Here is a 20714-nt window from a genome sequence, read left to right as displayed (position 1 = left end):
GCCCCAAGGCAGAATCGTCTGTTTTTTGTCACGGAAAGGCGTTAGAAGCCGCCGGATGGACTTGAACACGATTGAAAGCGACGACATCGGCACTGTGGCCGGACAGCCGGCGGCGAACGCCACGGCAGCCAAGAAGGTCTTCGTCAAGACCTATGGCTGCCAGATGAACGTTTATGATTCACAGCGCATGACCGATGCGCTGGTCGCTGACGGCTATACGGCGACCGATGTCATCGGCGAGGCCGATCTGGTGCTGCTCAACACCTGCCATATCAGGGAAAAAGCCGCCGAAAAGGTCTATTCCGAACTTGGCCGCATCCGCGACATGAAGGCCGAGCGGGCCAGCGCTGGCCGCGAGATGCTGATCGGTGTTGCCGGCTGCGTGGCGCAAGCCGAGGGCGCCGAGATCATCCGGCGTTCGCCGGCCGTCGACCTGGTCATCGGTCCGCAGACCTATCACCGTCTGCCCGACGTGCTGGCGCGTGTTCGCGGCGGCGAAAAGATCGTCGAAACCGAGTACGCCATCGAGGACAAGTTCGAGCATCTGCCGCAGCCCAAGCGTGCCGAGGTGATCAAGCGCGGCGTCACCGCCTTCCTCACCGTCCAGGAAGGCTGCGACAAGTTCTGCACCTTCTGCGTCGTGCCCTATACGAGAGGCTCGGAAGTGTCGCGGCCGGTGGCGCAGATCGTCGCCGAGGCCGAGCGCTTGGCCGAGGCCGGGGTGCGCGAGGTGACGCTGCTCGGCCAGAACGTCAACGCGTGGCATGGCCAGGGCGAGACCAAAGGGGGCAAGACCGCGGAATGGGGTCTTGGCCGTCTGCTGTTCCGGCTGGCCGAAATCCCCGGCCTGGCGCGGCTGCGCTACACCACCAGCCATCCGCGCGACATGGACGACGAATTGATCGCCGCGCACCGCGACTTGGCCGCCCTGATGCCCTATCTGCACCTGCCGGTGCAATCCGGGTCGGATCGCATTTTGAAGGCGATGAACCGCAGGCACACGGCCAAGGACTATCTGGCGCTGCTCGACCGCATCCGCACCGCGCGCCCCGATATCGCGCTGTCGGGCGATTTCATCGTTGGTTTCCCCGGTGAGACGGAGGCCGATTTCGAGGCGACCATGGATCTGGTGCGCCAGGTGAACTATGCCTCGGCCTTCTCGTTCAAATATTCGCCGCGTCCCGGTACGCCCGGCGCCGAGATGTCCGACCACGTGCCGGAAGCGGTCAAGGACGACCGCTTGCAGCGCCTGCAGGCACTGCTGTTGAAGCAACAGCAGGATTTCGGCTTGAGTTTGATCGGCAGCACCATAGATACGCTGATCGAGAAGCCCGGTCGTCAGGCTGGCCAGAAGGTCGGCCGCTCGCCTTGGCTGCAGCCAGTTATTGTTGATGAAAACGCCGGCGAAATCGGTGACATTATCAAGGTGCGAATCACGAAGACGGGCTACAACAGCCTGTTCGCCGAATTGGCCTGATGGTCTCGGCAGATGAGGAGAGACGGTTGAGCGCAGCGGAGCTGAAGAATCTGCCCCCGGTACCGGCATCCGGGGCTTCTGACATGGCGCACATCGTTTTGACTTTCGACAACAACAAGCTTGCCAGCGCCCTTTACGGCCAGTTCGACGAAAACCTGGCCCGGCTTGAGCAGAAGCTCGGCGTCGACATACGCTCGCGCGGCAACCAGCTGACCATCAAGGGATCCGCTTCGGCCGCCGAACAGGCGCGCCGCGCCTTGGACAATCTCTACGGCATCCTGCAGAAGGGCGTCGATATCAGCCAGTCCGATGTCGACGGGGCCGTGCGCATGGCTATCGCCGCCGACGACCAGCTCACGCTGCCGACATTGGAGCGCAAGGGCAAGGTCTCCGCCGCCCAGATCGCCACCCGCAAGAAGACCATCTATGCCCGCTCCCTGAACCAGGACGCTTACATGCGGGCGCTGGAGCGGTCGGAACTGGTGTTCGGCATCGGTCCAGCCGGCACCGGCAAGACCTATCTGGCAGTGGCGCATGCGGCGATGCTGCTGGAACGCGGCATGGTCGAGCGCATCATTTTATCGCGACCGGCTGTCGAGGCGGGCGAACGGCTGGGCTTCCTGCCGGGCGACATGAAGGAGAAGGTCGATCCCTATCTGCGGCCGCTCTATGACGCGCTCTACGACATGATGCCGGCCGACAAGGTCGAGCGCGCCATTGCAGCCGAAGTAATCGAAATCGCGCCGCTCGCCTTCATGCGCGGCCGCACGCTGGCGCACGCCGCCGTCATTCTCGACGAGGCGCAGAACACCACGCCGATGCAGATGAAGATGTTTCTCACCCGTCTCGGCGAGAACTCGCGCATGATCGTCACTGGCGATCCGACACAGATCGACCTTCCTCCGAGCACCAAGTCGGGCCTGGTCGAAGCCTTGCGTGTCCTCGACGGTGTGGCAGGCGCGGTGACCGTGCGCTTCAACGATGTCGACGTCGTCCGCCATCCGCTGGTGGCGGAAATCGTCAGGGCCTATGATCGGGACGCCAAGCTGGCTCGTGGCCTCGGTGCCGAGAATTGATCTTGACGATGCGGCCTCATGGCTGAGAACAACACATCCGGCGGCGGGAGCCTTCCGGTTCCCGTCGAGATCGATATATCGGTTGAAGCGGGCGACTGGCCCGATGAAGCAAGCCTGACGCGGCTGGTCGATCGCGCGGTTGACGCCGCCTTTGCCGAGACCGGTGCGGCGGGTCATTCCGAACTCAGCATTGTTTTTTCCGACGACGCCCATATCCGTACGTTGAATGCCGGCTGGCGCGGCAAGGACAAGCCCACCAACGTCTTGTCTTTCCCGGCTTTTCCGCCGGCAAAAGGCGGCCCGCTGCCGCCGATGCTCGGCGACATCGTGCTTGCCGCCGAGACGGTGGCGCGCGAGGCGGCACTGGAAGACAAGCCGCTGGAGAACCATATCTGCCATCTCGTCATCCATGGCCTGCTGCATCTCATGGGCCATGATCACGAGACCGACGCGGAGGCCGAGGAGATGGAAGCCATCGAGCGCGCCGCGCTGGCAAGGCTTGCCATTCCCGATCCCTACGCGTAACTAAAAACGACCAATTGACCGGACGACGATGAACGACAAACCAGAGACTGCCGCCCGCCCCGATGTCGGCAGTGCGATCAAGGCTTCCGATACGTCGGAAGAGGGATCAGGTCCGAGTACCGTCACCCCTGGTGTTGCCCACACTGGCAGCGCGGCCATCGAGCCGTCGCCTGCCGGCCCCTCCCTGTTCAACCGCGTGCTGGGCCTGTTCCGGCAACGCAACGGCACCAGCCTGCGCGAAGAGATCGCCGGCGCGCTCGCCGAGACGACGAGCGATGTCGAATCCTTCTCGCCTGGCGAGCGCGCCATGCTCAACAACATCCTGCGCCTGCGCGAGGTGCGCGTCGAGGACGTTATGGTGCCGCGCGCCGATATCGAGGCGGTCGAGATCGCCACGTCGCTCGGTGACTTGCTTGGCATGTTCGAACAATCCGGCCATTCCCGCATGCCGGTCTATTCCGAGACGCTCGACGACCCGCGCGGCATGGTCCATATCCGCGACGTGCTGGCCCATATCACCAAGCTGGCGCGCGTCAGGAAGGGCCGGGCAACCCGCAAAACGCCTGTCGCCACGGTTCTCGATCTTGCCCAGGTCGACCTCGCGCGCACCATCGGAGAGCTCAACCTGATCCGGCAGGTCCTGTTCGTGCCGCCGTCGATGCTTGCGTCCGACCTGATGGGCCGCATGCAGACGACGCGCACGCAGATGGCCCTAGTCATCGATGAATATGGCGGCACGGACGGCCTCGTCTCGCTCGAGGACATCGTCGAGATGGTGGTTGGCGACATCGAGGACGAGCACGACGACGACGAGCCGATGATCACCCAGACCGGCGACGGCGTGTTTATCGTCGACGGCAAGGCCGAGATCGACGAGGTCGCCAAGATGATCGGCGAGGATTTCGCCGCCGGTGAACATGGCGAGTATGTCGACACCATTGGCGGCATGATCTTCAACACGCTCGGCCGCGTGCCGGCGCGCGGCGAGGTGGTGCAGGCCATTCCCGGCTTCGAATTCCATGTGCTGGACGCCGATCCGCGCCGCGTCAAGCGCGTTCGCATCGTGCAGAGCCAGAAGGGCGAACGCCGCCGGCGGGCCACGGCGCGCACCGAACAGGCCTGAAAGCCTGCTGTCGCATGACGATCGAGGATCCGTTCAAGCACTCGGTCCTCGGCTCCGGTGTGTTTTACAAAGATCCACGCTCTGCCCTGGATTGGCTTGAAGCAGCCTTTGGCTTCGAGCGCAGCATGGTGGTCAGCAATGCCGAGGGAAAGCTGGTCCACGCCGAAATGCGGTTCGGCGATTGCTACCTCATTGTCGATTCTGAATGGGCCGATCATGTCGCGAGCCCCGCGTCGGTCCAGGGCAAGAACACGCAATCGGTCTATGTCAGGTTGAAAGACGGCCTGGATCCGCATTGCGAGCAGGCCCGCGCGGCCGGTGCTGCAATAATCCAGGAGCCGGCGGACCAGTTCTACGGCGAACGCCAGTATCGGGCGCGCGATCCCGAGGGCCATGTCTGGACGTTCACACAACCGATGGGTTCTGTTTCTCGTGAAGAGGCCGAGCGGTTGGGGGGCCTGCGCATCGAAGGCTGGCACCGGTAGAGAGCGGCCGGGTAATCACGCCGGCGTTTGGAGCGCGCGGCGCGGCCTGATAAATCTTAGCTCCTGATTCGCGCGACGGAAATACGCATGGAGCGCCTTGCCGGCCGGATAATTCTACTTTGGGGTTGGCGGCGTTCGCTTGTGGCGTTTTTCGCTGGGGCGCTGACGGTTCTGGGCCAGGCGCCTTACGATTTCTTTGCCGCCTGTTTCATTTCGTTTCCGCTGCTGGTCTGGCTGCTCGATGGCGCGACCGGCGAAGCCTCGGGCAGCCTGTTGCGGCGCCTGCGGCCGGCTTTCGCCGTCGGCTGGTGGTTCGGCTTCGGTTATTTCCTCGCCGGCCTTTGGTGGATCGGCTCGGCGCTGCTGGTCGAGGCCGACGACTTTGCCTGGGCGCTGCCGTTCGCGGTGGTCGGCATTCCCTTCTCGCTCGCATTTTTCTATGGCTTCGCAACGGTGGTCGCGCGGCTCCTGTGGAGCAGCGATATCGGCCGTATCGCTGCCCTTGCCTTCGGTTTTGCGCTGGCGGAGTGGCTGCGCGGCTTCCTGTTCACCGGTTTCCCCTGGAACGCCATCGGCTACGCGGCGATGCCGGTGCCGCTTTTGATGCAGAGCGTCTCGGTGACCGGCATGATCGGCATGAACGCGCTCGCGGTTTTCCTTTTCGCGCTGCCGGCGCTGCTGGCGGCGCGTCGGCATCTTCGGCTGGGCGCCGCGCTGTTTGTCGTGCTCGCCGCCGCCCATGTCGGCTTTGGCTATGTCAGGCTCAACGCCCCCGAAAAGCCGGCGACGCGCAGTCTCGATGTCCGCATCGTCCAGCCGGCCGTGGATCTGTCGGAAAAATGGGATGCCTCGGTGCGCGACCGCATCTTCGCCACCTTGCTGGGCCTCTCCGCAAAGGCACCGGACCCAGGTCACGAAAAACCGCAATTGATTCTCTGGCCGGAAACCTCGGTACCGTTCCTTTTCACGGAGCGCCCTGACGCCTTGACGGCGCTGGGCGACATGCTGGGCGACGGCCAGATGCTGATCGCCGGCGTCGTGCGTGAGGAGGGCGGCTCGGCGGCCAGCGCCGACAGCCGCTACTACAACTCCGTGGTGGCGATCAACGACAAGGGCGAGATCGCCGACGCCGTGGACAAGGTTCATCTGGTGCCGTTCGGCGAGTACCTGCCTTTCGCCGACCTGCTCGCTCGTTTCGGCATCGAACAGCTCGTCGCCGGGCCGCTGACGTTCACGGCCGGCAACGAGCGTCATGCCATCACGCTTCCGGGCGGCATTCGTGCCCTGCCATTTATCTGTTATGAGGTGATCTTTCCCGATCTGGTGGCAGTTGACGCTACGTCAGCGCAGCTTATTGTGAACGTTACCAACGATGCATGGTTCGGCGACACGCCGGGACCGTATCAGCATTTCAGGCAGGCCCAGATTCGCGCGGTGGAGAATGGATTGCCCTTGTTGCGTGCTGCCAACAACGGCATCTCGGCCGTGGTCGACGCCCGTGGCCGCGTCGTCGACGCCCTTGCGATCGACGCGCGCGGAGCCATCGATGTGAAGGTGCCTGTTTCCGCACAGACGGTCATTTCGTCCAGCCAGCGGCGCATTAACGGAACGCTGATCATGTTGCTGTTTGCGCTTGTAGGGGGGCTGTTGAACGTAAGGCAAAAGCTACGGGTGAATTGACAGCTGGCACATTAGAAACTCATACTGTACCGCCTGAAAATTTCTCGAAGCTGGTGGATCGTTCTGTTGGGGCAGTCGCCTCCGGCTTTCTTTGGGCAGGAAAAAATCACAAAGCCGAAAAAATTCGGCGAGGAAAAAATGACAGAAGAAAACAAGAAGAAACCCAATCCCATCGATATTCACGTGGGAAGCCGGGTCCGGCTTCGCCGCAATATGCTCGGGATGAGCCAGGAAAAGCTGGGCGAGAATCTCGGCATCACGTTCCAACAAATCCAGAAATATGAAAAGGGCACCAATCGCGTCGGTGCCAGCCGCCTGCAGGCGATTGCCTCCATACTCGGCGTCCCCGTCGCCTTCTTTTTCGAGGATGCGCCAGGTCAGGAATTGACCGCCAACCGCGGCTTTGCCGAGGATAGTTCGATGGCTTTCGCTGTCGAGTTCTGCGGCAGTCCCGAAGGACTTCAGCTCAACCGGGCCTTTGTCAAGATCGCCGACGTCAAGGTGCGCCGCAGGATCATTGACCTGGTGAAATCGCTCGCCGAGGACGATCCCGACTGATCCGCAATGCGCTTTGCACCGGCGGCATGCGCCGCCGGTGGCACAAGATATCGCCTCCGACATTCGGGCCAGAGCCGCGGCAGCGCTTGACGAGCAGCGCTTTGCCCCGCTAACACGTGGCGCGCCAAAATCGGCAGCCTGCCGATCGTTTTTCAAGAGGGGACACCCGTGACGCGGCAGAACTACTTCTTTACCTCGGAATCCGTGGCCGAGGGCCATCCCGACAAAGTCTGTGACCGCATCTCCGACGAAATCGTCGATCTGGTCTATCGTGAAGCCAAGAAGACCGGCATGGACCCATGGAAAGTCCGTGTCGCCTGCGAGACGCTCGCGACCACCAACCGAGTCGTCATCGCCGGTGAAGTGCGCGTTCCCGAGACGTTGTTGAAGAAGGACAAGGCCGGCAACATCCTCAAGGATGCCGCGGGCCACCCCGTCGTCAACCCGGCGAAGTTCAAATCCGTCGCCCGCAAGGCGATCCGTGAGATCGGCTACGAGCAGGCCGGCTTTCACTGGAAGACGGCCAAGATCGAGGTCCTGCTGCATGGCCAGTCGCCTGATATCGGCCAGGGCGTCGACAATGCCGCCGACCGTCAGGGCGAGGAAGGTGCCGGCGACCAGGGCATCATGTTCGGCTATGCCTGCCGCGAGACGCCGGACCTGATGCCGGCGCCGATCTATTACAGCCACAAGATTCTGGAACTGCTGGCAGCGGCCCGCCACGAAAACAACGGCGAGGCCGGCAAGCTCGGGCCGGACGCGAAAAGCCAGGTCACCGTCCGCTATGTCGACGGCAAGGCCGCCGAGGCGACGCAGATCGTCCTGTCGACCCAGCATCTGGATTCAAGCTGGGATTCCAAGAAGGTCCGCAAGGTGGTGGAACCTTATATCCGCGAGGCATTGGGCGACCTCAAGATCGCTGACGATTGCATGTGGTACATCAACCCGACCGGCAAGTTCGTCATCGGCGGTCCGGATGGTGATGCCGGCCTGACCGGCCGCAAGATCATCGTCGACACCTATGGTGGCGCAGCCCCCCATGGCGGCGGCGCCTTTTCCGGCAAGGATACCACCAAGGTCGACCGGTCGGCTGCCTATGCGGCGCGCTACCTGGCCAAGAATGTCGTGGCGGCGAAGCTCGCCGATCGCTGCACCATCCAGCTTTCCTACGCCATCGGTGTCGCCCAGCCGCTATCGGTCTATGTCGACCTGCACGGCACCGGCAAGGTCGACGAGGCAAAGCTCGAGGACGCGCTGCGCAGCGTGATGGACCTGTCGCCGTCAGGCATCCGCCGTCATCTCGACCTCAACAAGCCGATCTACGCCAAGACGTCGTCTTACGGCCATTTCGGCCGCAAGGCTGGCCGTGACGGGTCTTTCTCCTGGGAAAGGACCGATCTGGCCAAGGCGCTCAAGGATGCTGTCGCGGCCTGAGGGCGGCGGCAGGACTGGCGCCAGTCGATGAGTGACGCGGACAGGCCAAGCCGCATGACCGAAGCCTTCTTCGGTCGCCGGCGCGGCAAGCCCGTGCGCCCGCAGCAGGCCGCGGCGCTGGAAAGCGGGCTTGGCAAATACCGGCTCGATCTGACGGCCGAGGCACCGCCAGACCTGCGCGTCCTGTTTGCAGCAGAGGTTTCGGCGGTTCGGCTCGAGATCGGCTTTGGCGGCGGTGAACATCTCCTGCATCGCGCCATCGAGGCGCCCGCGACAGGCTTCATAGGCGTCGAGCCCTTCGTCAACGGCATGGCCAAGATGATGATGGCGGTGCGGGCAGCGCCGCTGGCCAATCTCAGGGTCTACGACGACGACGCCACCCAGTTGCTTGACTGGTTGCCGCCGGCCTCGCTCGACGGCATCGATCTTCTCTATCCCGATCCCTGGCCAAAGAAAAAACACTGGAAGCGGCGTTTCGTCAGTCCGGTCAATCTCGATCGTTTCGCACGCGTCCTGAAACCCGGCTCGAAATTCCGCTTTGCGTCCGACATCGACACTTATGTGAACTGGACCTTGCTGCATTGCCGGGCGCATGGCGCTTTCGCATGGCAGGCTGCGGAAGCGGCGGACTGGCATCGCTCCTATGAGGGCTGGCCCGGCACGCGCTATGAGGCAAAGGCCATTCGCGAGGGGCGCCGGCCGGCCTATCTGACTTTCGTCAGGACCTAGGTCCGCCCAACCGGCAACCTGCCGGGAGGACGGGGTCGAATGCCTGTTGGAGTCAGAAACGACCGATCCTGTTGAATACGGCCGGATCCATGCCGAGATTGCGCAGGTCGTCGGCTCTGGGCTTGCGCCCGGCTTCCACGGCGCGAGACGCGGCAACGGCGCTGCCGAATGTGGTGAACAGATCGCCCAAGGCGGAGGATATCCTGCGGTTGCTCATGGTCTTGTCCTTTCGCGCGCCAGCGCGCCAATTCAATTCGTTTGATGGCTAATAAATAAGAGCGCGCCGCCGGCTCTCACAGGCGGATTGCCGCATGGCGGCCATGCGCCTGGAACAACCCTGAACCCACATGCTTTCGTCCGGCCGGGACTGCGGACTTGAAACACGAACCGTGTTCGTTTATATCAGCCTCAAATTCTTGGTCGGTATGACGAAGAGTGGGTCCACCCGGTCCCGCTCTTTTTTATTACCTGCCGATAGGTTCGAGACCAACGATAGGCAACGATGACTGGAACGGCAAACGAAGGTGACGATCGCATCATCCGCGAAAGCGGCATCGATGCGCGCATTGCGCTGATCGTCCAGCCGGTGCTGCGCGGCATCGGCTTTCGCCTCGTGCGCGTGCATCTGTCCGGCCAGAACGGGCTGACGCTGCAGATCATGGCCGAGCGTGAGGACGGCACCATGACCGTCGAGGATTGCGAAGAGGTCAGCCGCGCGGTGTCGCCGGCGCTCGACGTCGATGATCCGATCGAAAAGGCGTATCATCTCGAGGTTTCATCGCCCGGCATCGACCGGCCCTTGGTGCGCAAATCGGATTTCGTGACCTGGACCGGTCATTTGGTGAAGATGGAAACATCGGTGGTCGTCGCCGACCGCAAGCGCTTCAAGGGCAAGATCGCCGAGGCCGGTGAGAACGACGTGCTGATCGAGCGCGACAAGGCGGCCTATGGCGAGGAGCCGACGGTGCGCGTGCCTTACGATGCCATTGCCGATGTCAGGCTGATCCTGACCGACGACCTCATTCGCGAAGCGTTGTCCAAGGACAACAGGGAGCGCAAGGAAGCCAAGAGACGCCGCGGTGAACCGGACGACGATGTGTCCGAGGGTACGGAACCGGACGCCACGGAAGAACACGAACAGGAAATTTGATTGAGCTGCCGGGCGCAAAGGTCCGGCGAACAGGCTCGGGAGAAAGAACATGGTTGTAAGCGCCAACAGACTTGAACTGCTGCAGATTGCCGACGCGGTCGCGCGTGAGAAGTCGATCGACAAGTCGATCGTCATCGCCGCCATGGCCGATGCGATCCAGAAGGCGGCGCGTTCGCGTTATGGCCAGGAGACCAACATTCGCGCCGACATCAACCCGAACACCGGCGAGATGAAGCTGCAGCGGCTGATGGAAGTGGTCGAGAAGGTCGACGATTACGCCACCCAGATCGCCATTTCCTCGGCGCGTGAGCGCAATCCCGACGCCCAGCTTGGCGATTTCATCGCCGAACTGCTGCCGCCGATGGACTTCGGCCGCATCGCCGCCCAGTCTGCCAAGCAGGTCATCGTGCAGAAGGTGCGCGAGGCCGAGCGCGACCGTCAATACGACGAATACAAGGACCGTATCGGCGAGATCGTCAACGGCACCGTCAAGCGCGTCGAGTATGGCAACGTCATCGTCGATCTCGGCCGTGGCGAGGCGATCATCCGCCGCGACGAGCTGATCCCGCGCGAAAACTACAAATATGGCGATCGCGTGCGTGCCTATGTCTACGACGTGCGGCGCGAGCAGCGCGGCCCGCAGATATTCCTGTCGCGCACCCATCCGCAGTTCATGGCCAAACTCTTCACCATGGAAGTGCCGGAGATCTATGACGGCATCATCGAGATCAAGTCGGTCGCCCGCGACCCGGGCTCGCGCGCCAAGATCGCCGTCATTTCGCGTGACAGCTCGATCGATCCGGTCGGCGCCTGCGTCGGTATGCGCGGCAGCCGCGTCCAGGCCGTCGTCGGCGAATTGCAGGGCGAGAAGATCGACATAATTCCGTGGTCGCCTTCGGCGGCCTCCTTCATCGTCAATGCGCTGCAGCCGGCGGAAGTCGCCAAGGTCGTGCTCGACGAGGATGCGGAGCGTATCGAAGTGGTGGTTCCCGACGATCAGCTGTCGCTGGCCATCGGCCGCCGCGGCCAGAACGTGCGCCTTGCCTCGCAGCTCACCGGCTGGGACATCGACATCCTGACCGAGGCCGAGGAATCCGAGCGCCGCCAGAAGGAATTCGTCGAGCGCTCGGCGCTGTTCATGGAAGCCCTCGATGTCGACGAGATGGTCGGCCAGGTGCTGGCCTCGGAAGGCTTCACCAGCGTCGAGGAAGTCGCCTATGTCGATGCCGGCGAGATCGCCTCGATCGACGGCTTCGATGAGGATACAGCCTCGGAAATCCAGACCCGCGCCCGCGAATATCTAGAGAAGATCGAGGCCGAGCACGACGAGAAGCGCAAGGCGCTGGGCGTTTCGGATGATCTGCGCGAACTCCCCGGCGTCACCACCGCCATGATGGTGACGCTCGGCGAGGATGGCGTGAAGACGATCGAGGATTTCGCCGGCTATGCCGCCGACGACCTCACCGGCTGGAAGGAACGCAAGGACGGCGAGACCAAGGTCTATCCCGGCGTGCTGGCCAATCACGGCGTTTCGCGCGCCGATGCCGAGCAGATGGTTCTGGCCGCTCGCCTCAAGGCCGGCTGGATCACCGAAGACGAGCTTGCGGCCGAAGAAGAAACGGCCGACGAAGCCGTTGGTGCGTGAGGTGAAACCGCATCGCACACAACCCGCCCTTGGAAGAGATGAACGATCGCACCTGCATCGTCACCCGCAAACAGGCCGAACCGGATGAACTGATCCGGTTCGTCGTCGGCCCGGATTCGGCCGTCGTTCCCGATCTCAAGAGAAATCTGCCCGGCCGTGGTTGCTGGGTGAGTGCGGACCGCCTACATATCGAGAAGGCGGCGGCCAAGAACCTTTTTGCCCGCGCCTTCAAGGCACAGGTGGTCGTGCCGCCCGATCTCGGCGGCATGGTCGACGGGCTGCTTTCCAGATACGCTCTCGGTATGCTGGGTCTTGCCCGCAAGGCAGGCTCGATTTCGCTAGGCGCCACCAAGGTCGAGAGCGCGGTGCGCGGCGGACTGGCGCTTTTCGTGCTCCACGCGACCGAAGCGTCCGAGGATGGCGTGCGCAAGATCAGCCAGGCGCGGCGGGCGACCGTCCATATCGGCGGCCCCTCCATCCTTGCCTACAAACTTTTCTCCGAGGCCGAGTTGAGCTTGGCATTGGGGGGTACAAATGTGATACATGCTGCCGTCCTCGCGGGAGACGCGGGTAAGGCGGTCCAGAAGCGCATGGTTGCGCTCGACCGATATCGGGGCGGTACCCCGGACGATCTTGCAATGCTTGCGGCCGTTGCTGACGAAGATGATGCCGCAGAGGATATGGAATGAGCGATACGAAATCGGGCGACGACAAGACGTTGAGTGTTACACCGAAGAAGACCTTGACGCTGAAGCGCCCCGGCATGGAACAGGGCACCGTGCGCCAGAACTTCTCGCACGGCCGTACCAAGTCGGTCGTGGTCGAGACCAAGAAGCGCAAGTTCTCGCTGCCCGGCGACAAGCCGGAGCCGGCCGCGGCTCCGCCTGCGCCCGTCTTCACGCCGAAGCCGGCGGTCGTGGCGGCGCCTGTCGTCCAGGAAGCGCCCAAGGCGCCACCTCCGCCGCCGGCTCCGGTCGAGCGCAGCGGCATGGTGCTGAACGAATTGTCGCGCAGCGAGATGGAAGCGCGCCGCAGGGCGCTCGAGGGCTCGAAGGTCCGCGAGGTCGAAGACCGTCAGCGGGCCGCCGAGGACGCCAAGCGCCGCGCCGAGGACGAAGAGCGCCGCAAGCGCGAACGCGAGGACTCCGCGCGCCGCCAGGCCGAGGAAGAGGCACGGTTGCAGACCGAGGCCGAATCGCGCCGCCGCGCCGAGGAAGAGGCGCGCCGCCGCGCACCGCAAGCCGCCGAGTTGGCGACCGCCGACGAGGAGGAAGAGGTCAAGCCGAAGCGGGCGACCGCCGGCGCGCCGGTGCGCCGCCTGGTCACGCCCGAAGTGGCGCGCCCGGCAAAGCCCACCAAGAGCGAGGAAGACCGCCGCCGTGGCAAGCTGACACTGAACTCCGCGCTGTCCGACGAGGATGCCCGGGCTCGTTCGCTGTCGTCGATGCGTCGCCGCCAGGAAAAATTCAAGCGCGCGATGCACAACGAGCCGCGCGAGAAGGTCATGCGCGAAGTGATCCTGCCCGAGACCATCACCATCCAGGAACTGGCGCAGCGCATGTCGGAGCGTGCTGTCGACCTGGTCAAGTATTTCATGAAGCAGGGCCAGATCCTGAAGCCAGGCGACGTCATCGACGCCGACACGGCCGAACTGGTCGCCACCGAATTCGGTCATACGGTCCGCCGCGTCGCCGAGTCCGACATCGAGGAAGGCCTGTTCAACATCGCCGACAATGCCGAGGACCTGGTGTCGCGTCCGCCGGTCGTGACCATCATGGGCCACGTCGACCACGGCAAGACCTCGCTGCTCGATGCGATCCGCAACGCCAATGTCGTTTCCGGCGAGGCCGGCGGCATCACCCAGCATATCGGCGCCTATCAGGTCGAGAAGAACGGTCAGAAGATCACCTTCATCGACACGCCCGGCCACGCCGCCTTTACGGCGATGCGCGCCCGTGGCGCCCAGGCCACCGACATTGCCATCCTGGTGGTCGCGGCCGACGACAGTGTCATGCCGCAGACGATCGAATCGATCAGCCATGCCAAGGCGGCCGGCGTTCCGATCATCGTGGCGATCAACAAGATCGACAAGCATGACGCCGATCCGCAGAAGGTGCGTTCCGAACTGTTGCGCCATGAGGTCTTCGTCGAATCGATGGGCGGTGAAGTGCTGGACGTCGAAGTGTCGGCGACCAAGGGCACCAATCTCGACAAGTTGCTCGAGGCGATCCTGCTGCAGGCAGAAATCCTCGACCTCAAGGCCAATCCCGACCGTACCGCCGAGGGCGTCGTCATCGAGGCGCAGCTCGACAAGGGCCGTGGTCCCGTCGCCACCGTTCTGGTGCAGACCGGCACCCTGATGCCGGGCGACATCCTCGTCGCCGGCAATGAATGGGGCCGCGTGCGCGCTCTGGTCAACGATCGCGGCGAGCAGATCAAGGAAGCACCGCCGGCGATGCCGGTCGAGGTGCTCGGCCTTCAGGGAACGCCGCAGGCCGGCGACCGCTTCGCCGTGGTCAACAACGAGGCCCGTGCCCGCGAGATCACCGAATATCGCCAGCGTCTGGCGCGCGAGAAGGCGGTGGCCAGGCATGCCGGCCAGCGCGGCTCGCTCGAACAGATGATGTCGCAGTTGCAGACGAGCGGGCTGAAGGAATTCCCGCTGGTCATCAAGGGCGACGTGCAGGGTTCGATCGAGGCGATCAATGCCGCGCTCGACAAGCTTGGGACCGACGAGGTTCGTGCGCGCATCGTTCATTCCGGCGCCGGCGCCATCACCGAAAGCGACGTCTCGCTGGCGGAAACGTCTGGCGCGGCGATCATCGGCTTCAACGTTCGCGCCAATGTGCAGGCACGTGCCGCGGCCGCGGCCGCGGGCATCGAGATCCGCTATTATTCGATCATCTACAACCTCGTGGATGACGTGAAGGCGGCTCTGTCGGGCCTGCTCTCGCCGGAGCGTCGCGAGACCTTCATCGGCAATGCCGAGATCCTCGAGATCTTCGACATCACCAAGGTCGGCAAGATCGCCGGCTGCCGTGTCACCGAAGGCAAGGTCGAGCGTGGTGCGGGCGTACGCTTGATCCGCGACAACGTCGTCATCCACGAAGGCACGCTGAAGACCCTGAAGCGCTTCAAGGACGAAGTTTCGGAAGTCCCGGGCGGCCAGGAGTGCGGCATGGCCTTCCAGAACTACGAGGACATGCGCGTCGGCGACGTCATCGAGTGCTTCCGCGTCGAGATGGTGACCCGCACACTCTGAGGTCGAGTGACTTGTCGATATCGGGCGGTGGTCGAAAGACCGCCGCCCCAAGCCTGTTGACCACAAGCCTGTTGAGAATAATCATTTGAGACATGCGGCACGGTCCCATCCCGCGCCTCACGCTTCAGGATCGAGAAAAATGCCCCGTTCCACCACATCAAGCCCATCCCAGCGCATGTTGCGCGTCGGTGAACAGGTGCGCCATGCGCTCTCGGAAACCCTGCAGCGCGGGGACATCATCGACCCGTTGATTGAAAATACCGTCGTTTCGGTGTCGGAAGTGCGGATGTCGCCGGATCTCAAGATCGCCACAGCCTTCGTTTCTCCGCTCGGCGCAAAGGATACCGACGCCGTGATCGAAGCGCTGAACAAGCATGCCAAGTTCGTGCGCGGCCGCGTCTCCGGCGCGCTCCGGCAGATGAAGTACATGCCGGAGTTCCGTTTCCGGCTGGATACGTCCTTCGACAATTTCGCCAGGATCAACGACTTGCTGAAGTCGCCCGAAGTGGCACGCGACCTCGATAGCGACGACAACAAGGAAGAAGAATAATGGGGCGTCGCGGCAAGAAGAAGGGCCGGCCGGTCTCCGGCTGGGTGGTGCTGGACAAGCCGGTCGGTATGGGCTCGACCGAGGCCGTCTCCAAGATCAAATGGCTGTTCCAGGCCGAAAAGGCCGGCCATGCCGGCACGCTCGACCCTCTTGCCTCCGGCATGCTGCCGATCGCGCTCGGCGAGGCCACCAAGACCGTGCCCTACGTGCAGGACGGCGCCAAGATTTACCGTTTCACCGTTGCCTGGGGACAGGAGCGGTCGACCGATGACCTCGAAGGTCCGGTGACGAAAGAGGCCGATCAGCGTCCATCGGAAGCCGATGTCCGGGTGTTGCTGCCGAAATACACCGGCGTCATTATGCAGACGCCACCGCAATTTTCCGCGATCAAGATTGCGGGTGAACGCGCCTACGACCTCGCCCGCGAAGGCGAGACGGTCGACATACCGCCGCGCGAGATCGAGATCGGCCGGCTCGACATTGTCGAGCACAAGCCGGACCAGACGATTTTCGAGGTCGAATGCGGCAAGGGCACTTATGTGCGTTCGCTGGCCCGCGACATGGGCCGCGACCTCGGCTGCTTCGGCCATATCAGCGAACTGCGCCGGGTCGAGGTCGAGCCGTTTACGCCAGAGGACTTCGTCACCATCGCCGAACTCGAGGCCGCGCGCTTCGGCGCGCAAGGTGACGATAAACCGGATCCGGAGGCAGATGCCGCGGACGCAGTGGAGATGCCTATCGATTTCGGCGCCATCGACGGGCTTCTCGTCGACACCTCGGCGGCGCTCGACTGCCTGCCGCAGATCGCGATCAGCGACGATGCCGCGACCAAGATCCGCCTCGGCAATCCGGTCATCGTTCGTGGCCGTGACGCGCCGGTGGAGGCGGAAGAAGCCTGTGCGACGGCCCGCGGCAAGCTCGTCGCCATCGGCGCTATCGAGCAAGGCATGTTCAAGCCCAAGCGGGTCTTTGCCGGGTGATCGGTCTGATCGCCATGGCGGTATAGGACAAGCAGGTTCGACGGGTGGTGGCATGGCAAAGGCCGAGGTGGTGAAAAAACGGGCGCCGGTGAAGACGAGACGGCCTCCGGTTGGCGCCTCGCCCGGCACGCTGATCGCCGATCCGGCGGCGCGGCGCTCCGAACTGCGGCTGACCTTGATCTCGCCGCAGAAGTTCAAGACCGTCGAGAACGCCAGCATCGACGATGTCGAGGCCAGTTGCCGGAAATGGCCCGTCATCTGGCTCGACTGCACCGGCCTTGCCAACATCCAATTGATCGAGGAGATCGGCCGCATCTTCAGCCTGCATCCGCTGGCGCTGGAGGACGTCGTCAACACCGGCCAGCGGCCGAAAGTCGACTTCTTCGAGGATCACGCCTTCGTCGTCATGCGCATGATCGACGATGTCACGTCGCATCGCTACGAGCAGATCGCTCTCTTCCTCGGCGAGAACTTCGTCGTCACCTTCCAGGAGCGCGAAGGCGATCCGTTCGATCCGGTGCGCAAGCGCATCGAGAGTTCGGCCCCCAACCGGTTGCGCACGCGCGGCGCCGACTATCTCGCCTATGCGCTGATCGACGCCATCGTCGACAGCTATTTTCCGCCGATCGAGGCTGCCGGTGACCTGGTCGACAGCATTGAGGACCAGATGCTGCATTCGACGCACAAGCACCAGATGCGGCAGCTGCACGAATTGCGGCGCGATGCCAATGTCCTGAAAGGCGTGCTGTGGCCCATGCGCGATGCGCTGGCAACGCTGATCCGCAACGACGTGGCCTATGTCACAGCCGAGACCAAGGTCTTCCTCAACGACACGCTCGACCATTCGCTCAGGCTGATCGAGCTGGTCGAGACCCAGCGCGACATGCTGACCGGCCTGATCGAAATGCATCTGTCGCTGAGCCAGGCCCGCACCAACGACGTCATCTCCTATCTCACCATCGTTTCGGTCATCTTCATGCCGCTCACCTTCCTGGTCGGCATCTGGGGCATGAACTTCGACCCTGCCAGCTCGCCTTGGAATATGCCGGAGCTGAAGGCGTACTACGGCTATCCCCTGTCTCTGCTGTTCATGGCTGCCGTCGCTGTCGGGCTGATTGCATTCTTCAAATGGAAGAAATGGCTTTGATCGGGTTTAAATCTGTCATTTGAGCCTCAAAAGCCGGCTTGTGAATTGGGCTGGTGTTTTTCAGGGAATTGCACTATATGCGCCGCAGCATAGCGCCTTGACGCTTTGCATGCACGGCCCCTGCTGGACGACATCCCGGCTGTGGGCGACCCGTTTCCTCAAACAGATAAGGAAAAACACGATGTCGATTACTGCCGAGCGCAAACAGGAATTGATGGGTGAATTCGCAACCGCCAAGGGCGATACCGGGTCTCCGGAAGTCCAGGTGGCCATCCTTTCCGAGCGCATCAAGAACCTGACCGACCATTTCAAGGACCACAAGAAGGATAACCATTCCCGCCGTGGTCTGCTCGCTCTCGTGTCCCAGCGCCGCAGCCTGCTTGATTATCTCAAGCGCAAGGACGACTCGCGCTATCAGACACTGATCGAGAAGCTCGGTCTGCGCCGTTGACGAATTGACCGGCGGGCTTTCTTCGGAGAGCCCGCCGGTCGCGCATTCTGCCAGTCGCACAGGCTGGCCAGACCCGGTTTCGAGCGTGCAAAGGGCCGTTCGAAACCGCCCATGGACGGTCATGGGGCAGGATTGCAGGACGCTCGCGCGCGCTTGTCGCGCCTAAATCACCCGAGCTTCCCGTTGTCTTGCCCGTGGCTGCCCGAGAAAGGAAGCCAGGCAAAGGGCATCCGCGCACCGTGAAACGGCGCGGCCCTTTCCGCTTATTAAGGACAAGACATGTTCAATCACCACAAAGTGGAAATCGAATGGGGCGGTCGTCCGCTCATCCTGGAGACCGGCAAGATCGCGCGCCAGGCCGACGGCGCGGTGCTCGCCACCTACGGCGAGACCAAGGTTCTCGCCACCGTCGTTTCGATGAAGGAGCCCAAGCCCGGTCTCGACTTCTTTCCGCTGACCGTCAATTACCAGGAAAAGACGTATGCCGCCGGCAAGATCCCGGGCGGCTATTTCAAGCGCGAAGGCCGTCCGAGCGAGAAGGAAACGCTGGTTTCCCGCCTCATCGACCGCCCGATCCGCCCGCTCTTCGCCGCCGGCTACAAGAACGACACGCAGATCGTCGTCACCGTCGTCCAGCACGATCTCGAAAATGACCCGGACATCCTGTCGATCGTCGCCACCTCGGCGGCCCTGACCCTGTCGGGCGTTCCCTTCATGGGCCCGATCGGCGGCGCGCGCGTCGGCTACATCAATGGCGAATATGTGCTGAACCCGCATGTCGACGAGATGCAGGAATCCAAGCTCGACCTCATCGTTGCCGGCACCACTGATGCCGTGCTGATGGTCGAGTCGGAAGCCAAGGAACTCGGCGAAGAGCTGATGCTCGGCGCTGTCATGTTCGGCCACAAGGGCTTCCAGCCGGTCATCGACGCCATCATCAAGCTGGCGGAAGTTGCCGCCAAGGAGCCGCGCGACTTCACCGCGCCGGATTATTCCGCGCTTGAGGCCGAGATGCTGAAGATCGTCGGCGACGAGCTCAGCAATGCCTACAAGAACGTCGACAAGCAGAAGCGCTACGCCGCCGTCGACGCCGTCAAGGCGAAGGTCAAGGCCGCGTTTGCCCCGGCTGAAGGCGAGGACGCAAAGTACACCTCCGAACAGATCGGCTCGGTATTCAAGGAATTGCAGGCGAAGGTCGTTCGCTGGAACATCCTCGACACCGGGGCGCGCATCGACGGTCGCGATTTGAGCACGGTTCGCAAGATCGTCTCCGAAGTCGGCGTCCTGCCGCGCACCCATGGTTCGGCGCTGTTCACCCGCGGCGAGACCCAGGCGCTCGTGGTTGCCACGCTCGGCACCGGCGAGGATGAGCAGTACGTCGATTCCCTGACCGGCATGTACAAGGAGAAATTCCTCCTTCACTACAACTTCCCTCCCTACTCCGTCGGTGAGACCGGCCGCATGGGTTCGCCGGGCCGCCGCGAAATCGGCCATGGCAAGCTCGCCTGGCGCGCCATCCGTCCGATGCTGCCCTCCGCCGACCAGTTCCCCTACACGCTGCGCGTCGTCTCGGAGATCACCGAGTCCAACGGCTCGTCCTCGATGGCTACCGTCTGCGGCACCTCGCTGGCGCTGATGGATGCCGGCGTGCCGCTGGCCAAGCCGGTGGCCGGTATCGCCATGGGCTTGATCAAGGAAGGCGAGCGCTTCGCCGTGCTCTCCGACATCTTGGGCGACGAGGATCACCTCGGCGACATGGACTTCAAGGTTGCCGGCACCGAAGGCGGCATCACCTCGCTGCAGATGGACATCAAGATCGACGGCATCACCGAGGAGATCATGAAGATCGCCCTTGGCCAGGCCAAGGACGGTCGCCTGCATATCCTCGGCGAGATGTCCCATGCCCTGACCGGCGCCCGCCCTGAACTCGGCGAGTTCGCGCCGCGCATCGAGGTCATGCACATCCCGACCGACAAGATCCGCGACGTCATCGGTTCGGGCGGCAAGGTCATCCGCGAGATCGTCGAGAAGACCGGCGCCAAGATCAACATCGAGGACGACGGCACGGTCAAGATCGCTTCGTCGAACGCCAAGGAGATCGAGGCGGCGAAGAAGTGGATCCACACCATCGTCGCCGAGCCGGAGGTCGGCGAGATCTACGAAGGCACGGTCGTCAAGACCGCCGACTTCGGCGCCTTCGTCAACTTCTTCGGTCCGCGTGACGGCCTCGTCCACATCTCGCAGCTTGCCAACGACCGGGTCGCCAAGACCTCGGACGTCGTCAAGGAAGGCGACAAGGTCTGGGTCAAGCTGATGGGCTTCGACGAGCGCGGCAAGGTCCGCCTGTCGATGAAGGTCGTCGACCAGGCCACCGGCAAGGAAATCGCCCGCGACAAGAAGACCGAAGGCGAAGAAAACGCCGCCTGAGGCCTCTGACGGAAA

19 protein-coding genes are annotated in these 20714 nt (G+C 63.1%); 18 read left to right on the top strand and 1 reads right to left on the bottom strand.

All coding sequences use genetic code 11. The features are described from left to right. Positions 1–55 precede the first annotated feature (55 nt). From miaB to FJ950_RS01835, 9 genes are all read left to right on the top strand, one after another. Entirely contained in the window at positions 56–1477 is a 1422-nt protein-coding gene (gene miaB, locus FJ950_RS01875; protein WP_140614784.1) for a tRNA (N6-isopentenyl adenosine(37)-C2)-methylthiotransferase MiaB, read from the top strand. Positions 1478–1560: 83 nt separating this feature from the next. Continuing rightward, positions 1561–2553, top strand: a complete 993-nt coding sequence (locus tag FJ950_RS01870; RefSeq protein ID WP_031241013.1) for a PhoH family protein — start codon at positions 1561–1563, stop codon at positions 2551–2553. Positions 2554–2571: 18 nt separating this feature from the next. Beyond that, positions 2572–3078: an rRNA maturation RNase YbeY gene (ybeY, locus tag FJ950_RS01865; RefSeq protein WP_140614783.1), complete on the top strand. Its 507-nt coding sequence runs from the start codon at positions 2572–2574 to the stop codon at positions 3076–3078. A 28-nt stretch (positions 3079–3106) separates the two neighbouring features. After that, on the top strand, positions 3107–4201 hold the full coding sequence (locus FJ950_RS01860) for a hemolysin family protein (protein WP_140614782.1): 1095 nt from the start codon (positions 3107–3109) through the stop codon (positions 4199–4201). A 14-nt stretch (positions 4202–4215) separates the two neighbouring features. After that, positions 4216–4686, top strand: a complete 471-nt coding sequence (locus FJ950_RS01855; RefSeq protein WP_140614781.1) for a VOC family protein — start codon at positions 4216–4218, stop codon at positions 4684–4686. A gap of 87 nt (positions 4687–4773) precedes the next feature. Further along, positions 4774–6366, top strand: coding sequence for an apolipoprotein N-acyltransferase (gene lnt, locus FJ950_RS01850; protein WP_140614780.1), 1593 nt, complete (start codon positions 4774–4776; stop codon positions 6364–6366). A gap of 138 nt (positions 6367–6504) precedes the next feature. Next, entirely contained in the window at positions 6505–6924 is a 420-nt protein-coding gene (locus FJ950_RS01845; RefSeq protein WP_015314013.1) for a helix-turn-helix transcriptional regulator, read from the top strand. Positions 6925–7092: 168 nt separating this feature from the next. Further along, positions 7093–8358: a methionine adenosyltransferase gene (gene metK, locus FJ950_RS01840; RefSeq protein WP_015314012.1), complete on the top strand. Its 1266-nt coding sequence runs from the start codon at positions 7093–7095 to the stop codon at positions 8356–8358. A 27-nt stretch (positions 8359–8385) separates the two neighbouring features. Continuing rightward, positions 8386–9087 carry a tRNA (guanosine(46)-N(7))-methyltransferase TrmB gene (locus FJ950_RS01835; protein ID WP_041163235.1) on the top strand — a complete coding sequence of 234 codons (702 nt, stop codon included), beginning with the start codon at positions 8386–8388 and terminating at the stop codon, positions 9085–9087. 52 nt (positions 9088–9139) lie between these two features. On the opposite strand, the gene FJ950_RS01830 is transcribed toward FJ950_RS01835, so the two are convergent. Beyond that, the gene (locus FJ950_RS01830) at positions 9140–9304 is read right to left on the bottom strand and encodes a hypothetical protein (protein WP_140614779.1); all 165 of its coding nucleotides are present in this window, start codon (positions 9302–9304) and stop codon (positions 9140–9142) included. Between the two features lie 285 nt (positions 9305–9589). Here FJ950_RS01830 and rimP point away from each other — a divergent pair, with 285 nt between their 5' ends. From rimP to pnp, 9 genes are all read left to right on the top strand, one after another. Further along, entirely contained in the window at positions 9590–10237 is a 648-nt protein-coding gene (rimP, locus tag FJ950_RS01825) for a ribosome maturation factor RimP (protein ID WP_140614778.1), read from the top strand. Positions 10238–10286: 49 nt separating this feature from the next. Beyond that, positions 10287–11882, top strand: a complete 1596-nt coding sequence (gene nusA, locus FJ950_RS01820; protein ID WP_015314008.1) for a transcription termination factor NusA — start codon at positions 10287–10289, stop codon at positions 11880–11882. A gap of 38 nt (positions 11883–11920) precedes the next feature. Further along, complete coding sequence (locus FJ950_RS01815) at positions 11921–12571, top strand: RNA-binding protein (RefSeq protein WP_140614777.1); 651 nt, start codon at positions 11921–11923, stop codon at positions 12569–12571. Beyond that, positions 12568–15144: a translation initiation factor IF-2 gene (gene infB, locus FJ950_RS01810; RefSeq protein WP_015314006.1), complete on the top strand. Its 2577-nt coding sequence runs from the start codon at positions 12568–12570 to the stop codon at positions 15142–15144. The genes FJ950_RS01815 and infB overlap by 4 nt, the downstream gene beginning before the upstream one ends. A gap of 139 nt (positions 15145–15283) precedes the next feature. After that, positions 15284–15694, top strand: coding sequence for a 30S ribosome-binding factor RbfA (rbfA, locus tag FJ950_RS01805; protein WP_015314005.1), 411 nt, complete (start codon positions 15284–15286; stop codon positions 15692–15694). Next, positions 15694–16674 carry a tRNA pseudouridine(55) synthase TruB gene (truB, locus tag FJ950_RS01800; RefSeq protein ID WP_140614776.1) on the top strand — a complete coding sequence of 327 codons (981 nt, stop codon included), beginning with the start codon at positions 15694–15696 and terminating at the stop codon, positions 16672–16674. Before rbfA ends, truB begins: the two co-directional genes overlap by 1 nt. Before the next feature lie 52 nt (positions 16675–16726). Then, positions 16727–17821 (top strand): magnesium/cobalt transporter CorA, encoded by a 1095-nt coding sequence (gene corA / locus FJ950_RS01795; RefSeq protein WP_140614775.1) that lies wholly within the window; start codon positions 16727–16729, stop codon positions 17819–17821. A gap of 181 nt (positions 17822–18002) precedes the next feature. Then, positions 18003–18272 (top strand): 30S ribosomal protein S15, encoded by a 270-nt coding sequence (gene rpsO, locus FJ950_RS01790; protein WP_015314002.1) that lies wholly within the window; start codon positions 18003–18005, stop codon positions 18270–18272. Between the two features lie 279 nt (positions 18273–18551). Next, positions 18552–20699, top strand: coding sequence for a polyribonucleotide nucleotidyltransferase (pnp, locus tag FJ950_RS01785; RefSeq protein ID WP_015314001.1), 2148 nt, complete (start codon positions 18552–18554; stop codon positions 20697–20699). Positions 20700–20714 lie beyond the last annotated feature (15 nt).

Source organism: Mesorhizobium sp. B2-3-14 (genome assembly GCF_006442175.1).
Taxonomy (GTDB): domain Bacteria; phylum Pseudomonadota; class Alphaproteobacteria; order Rhizobiales; family Rhizobiaceae; genus Mesorhizobium; species Mesorhizobium australicum.
This window is presented reverse-complemented; position numbering and strand designations above follow the sequence as displayed.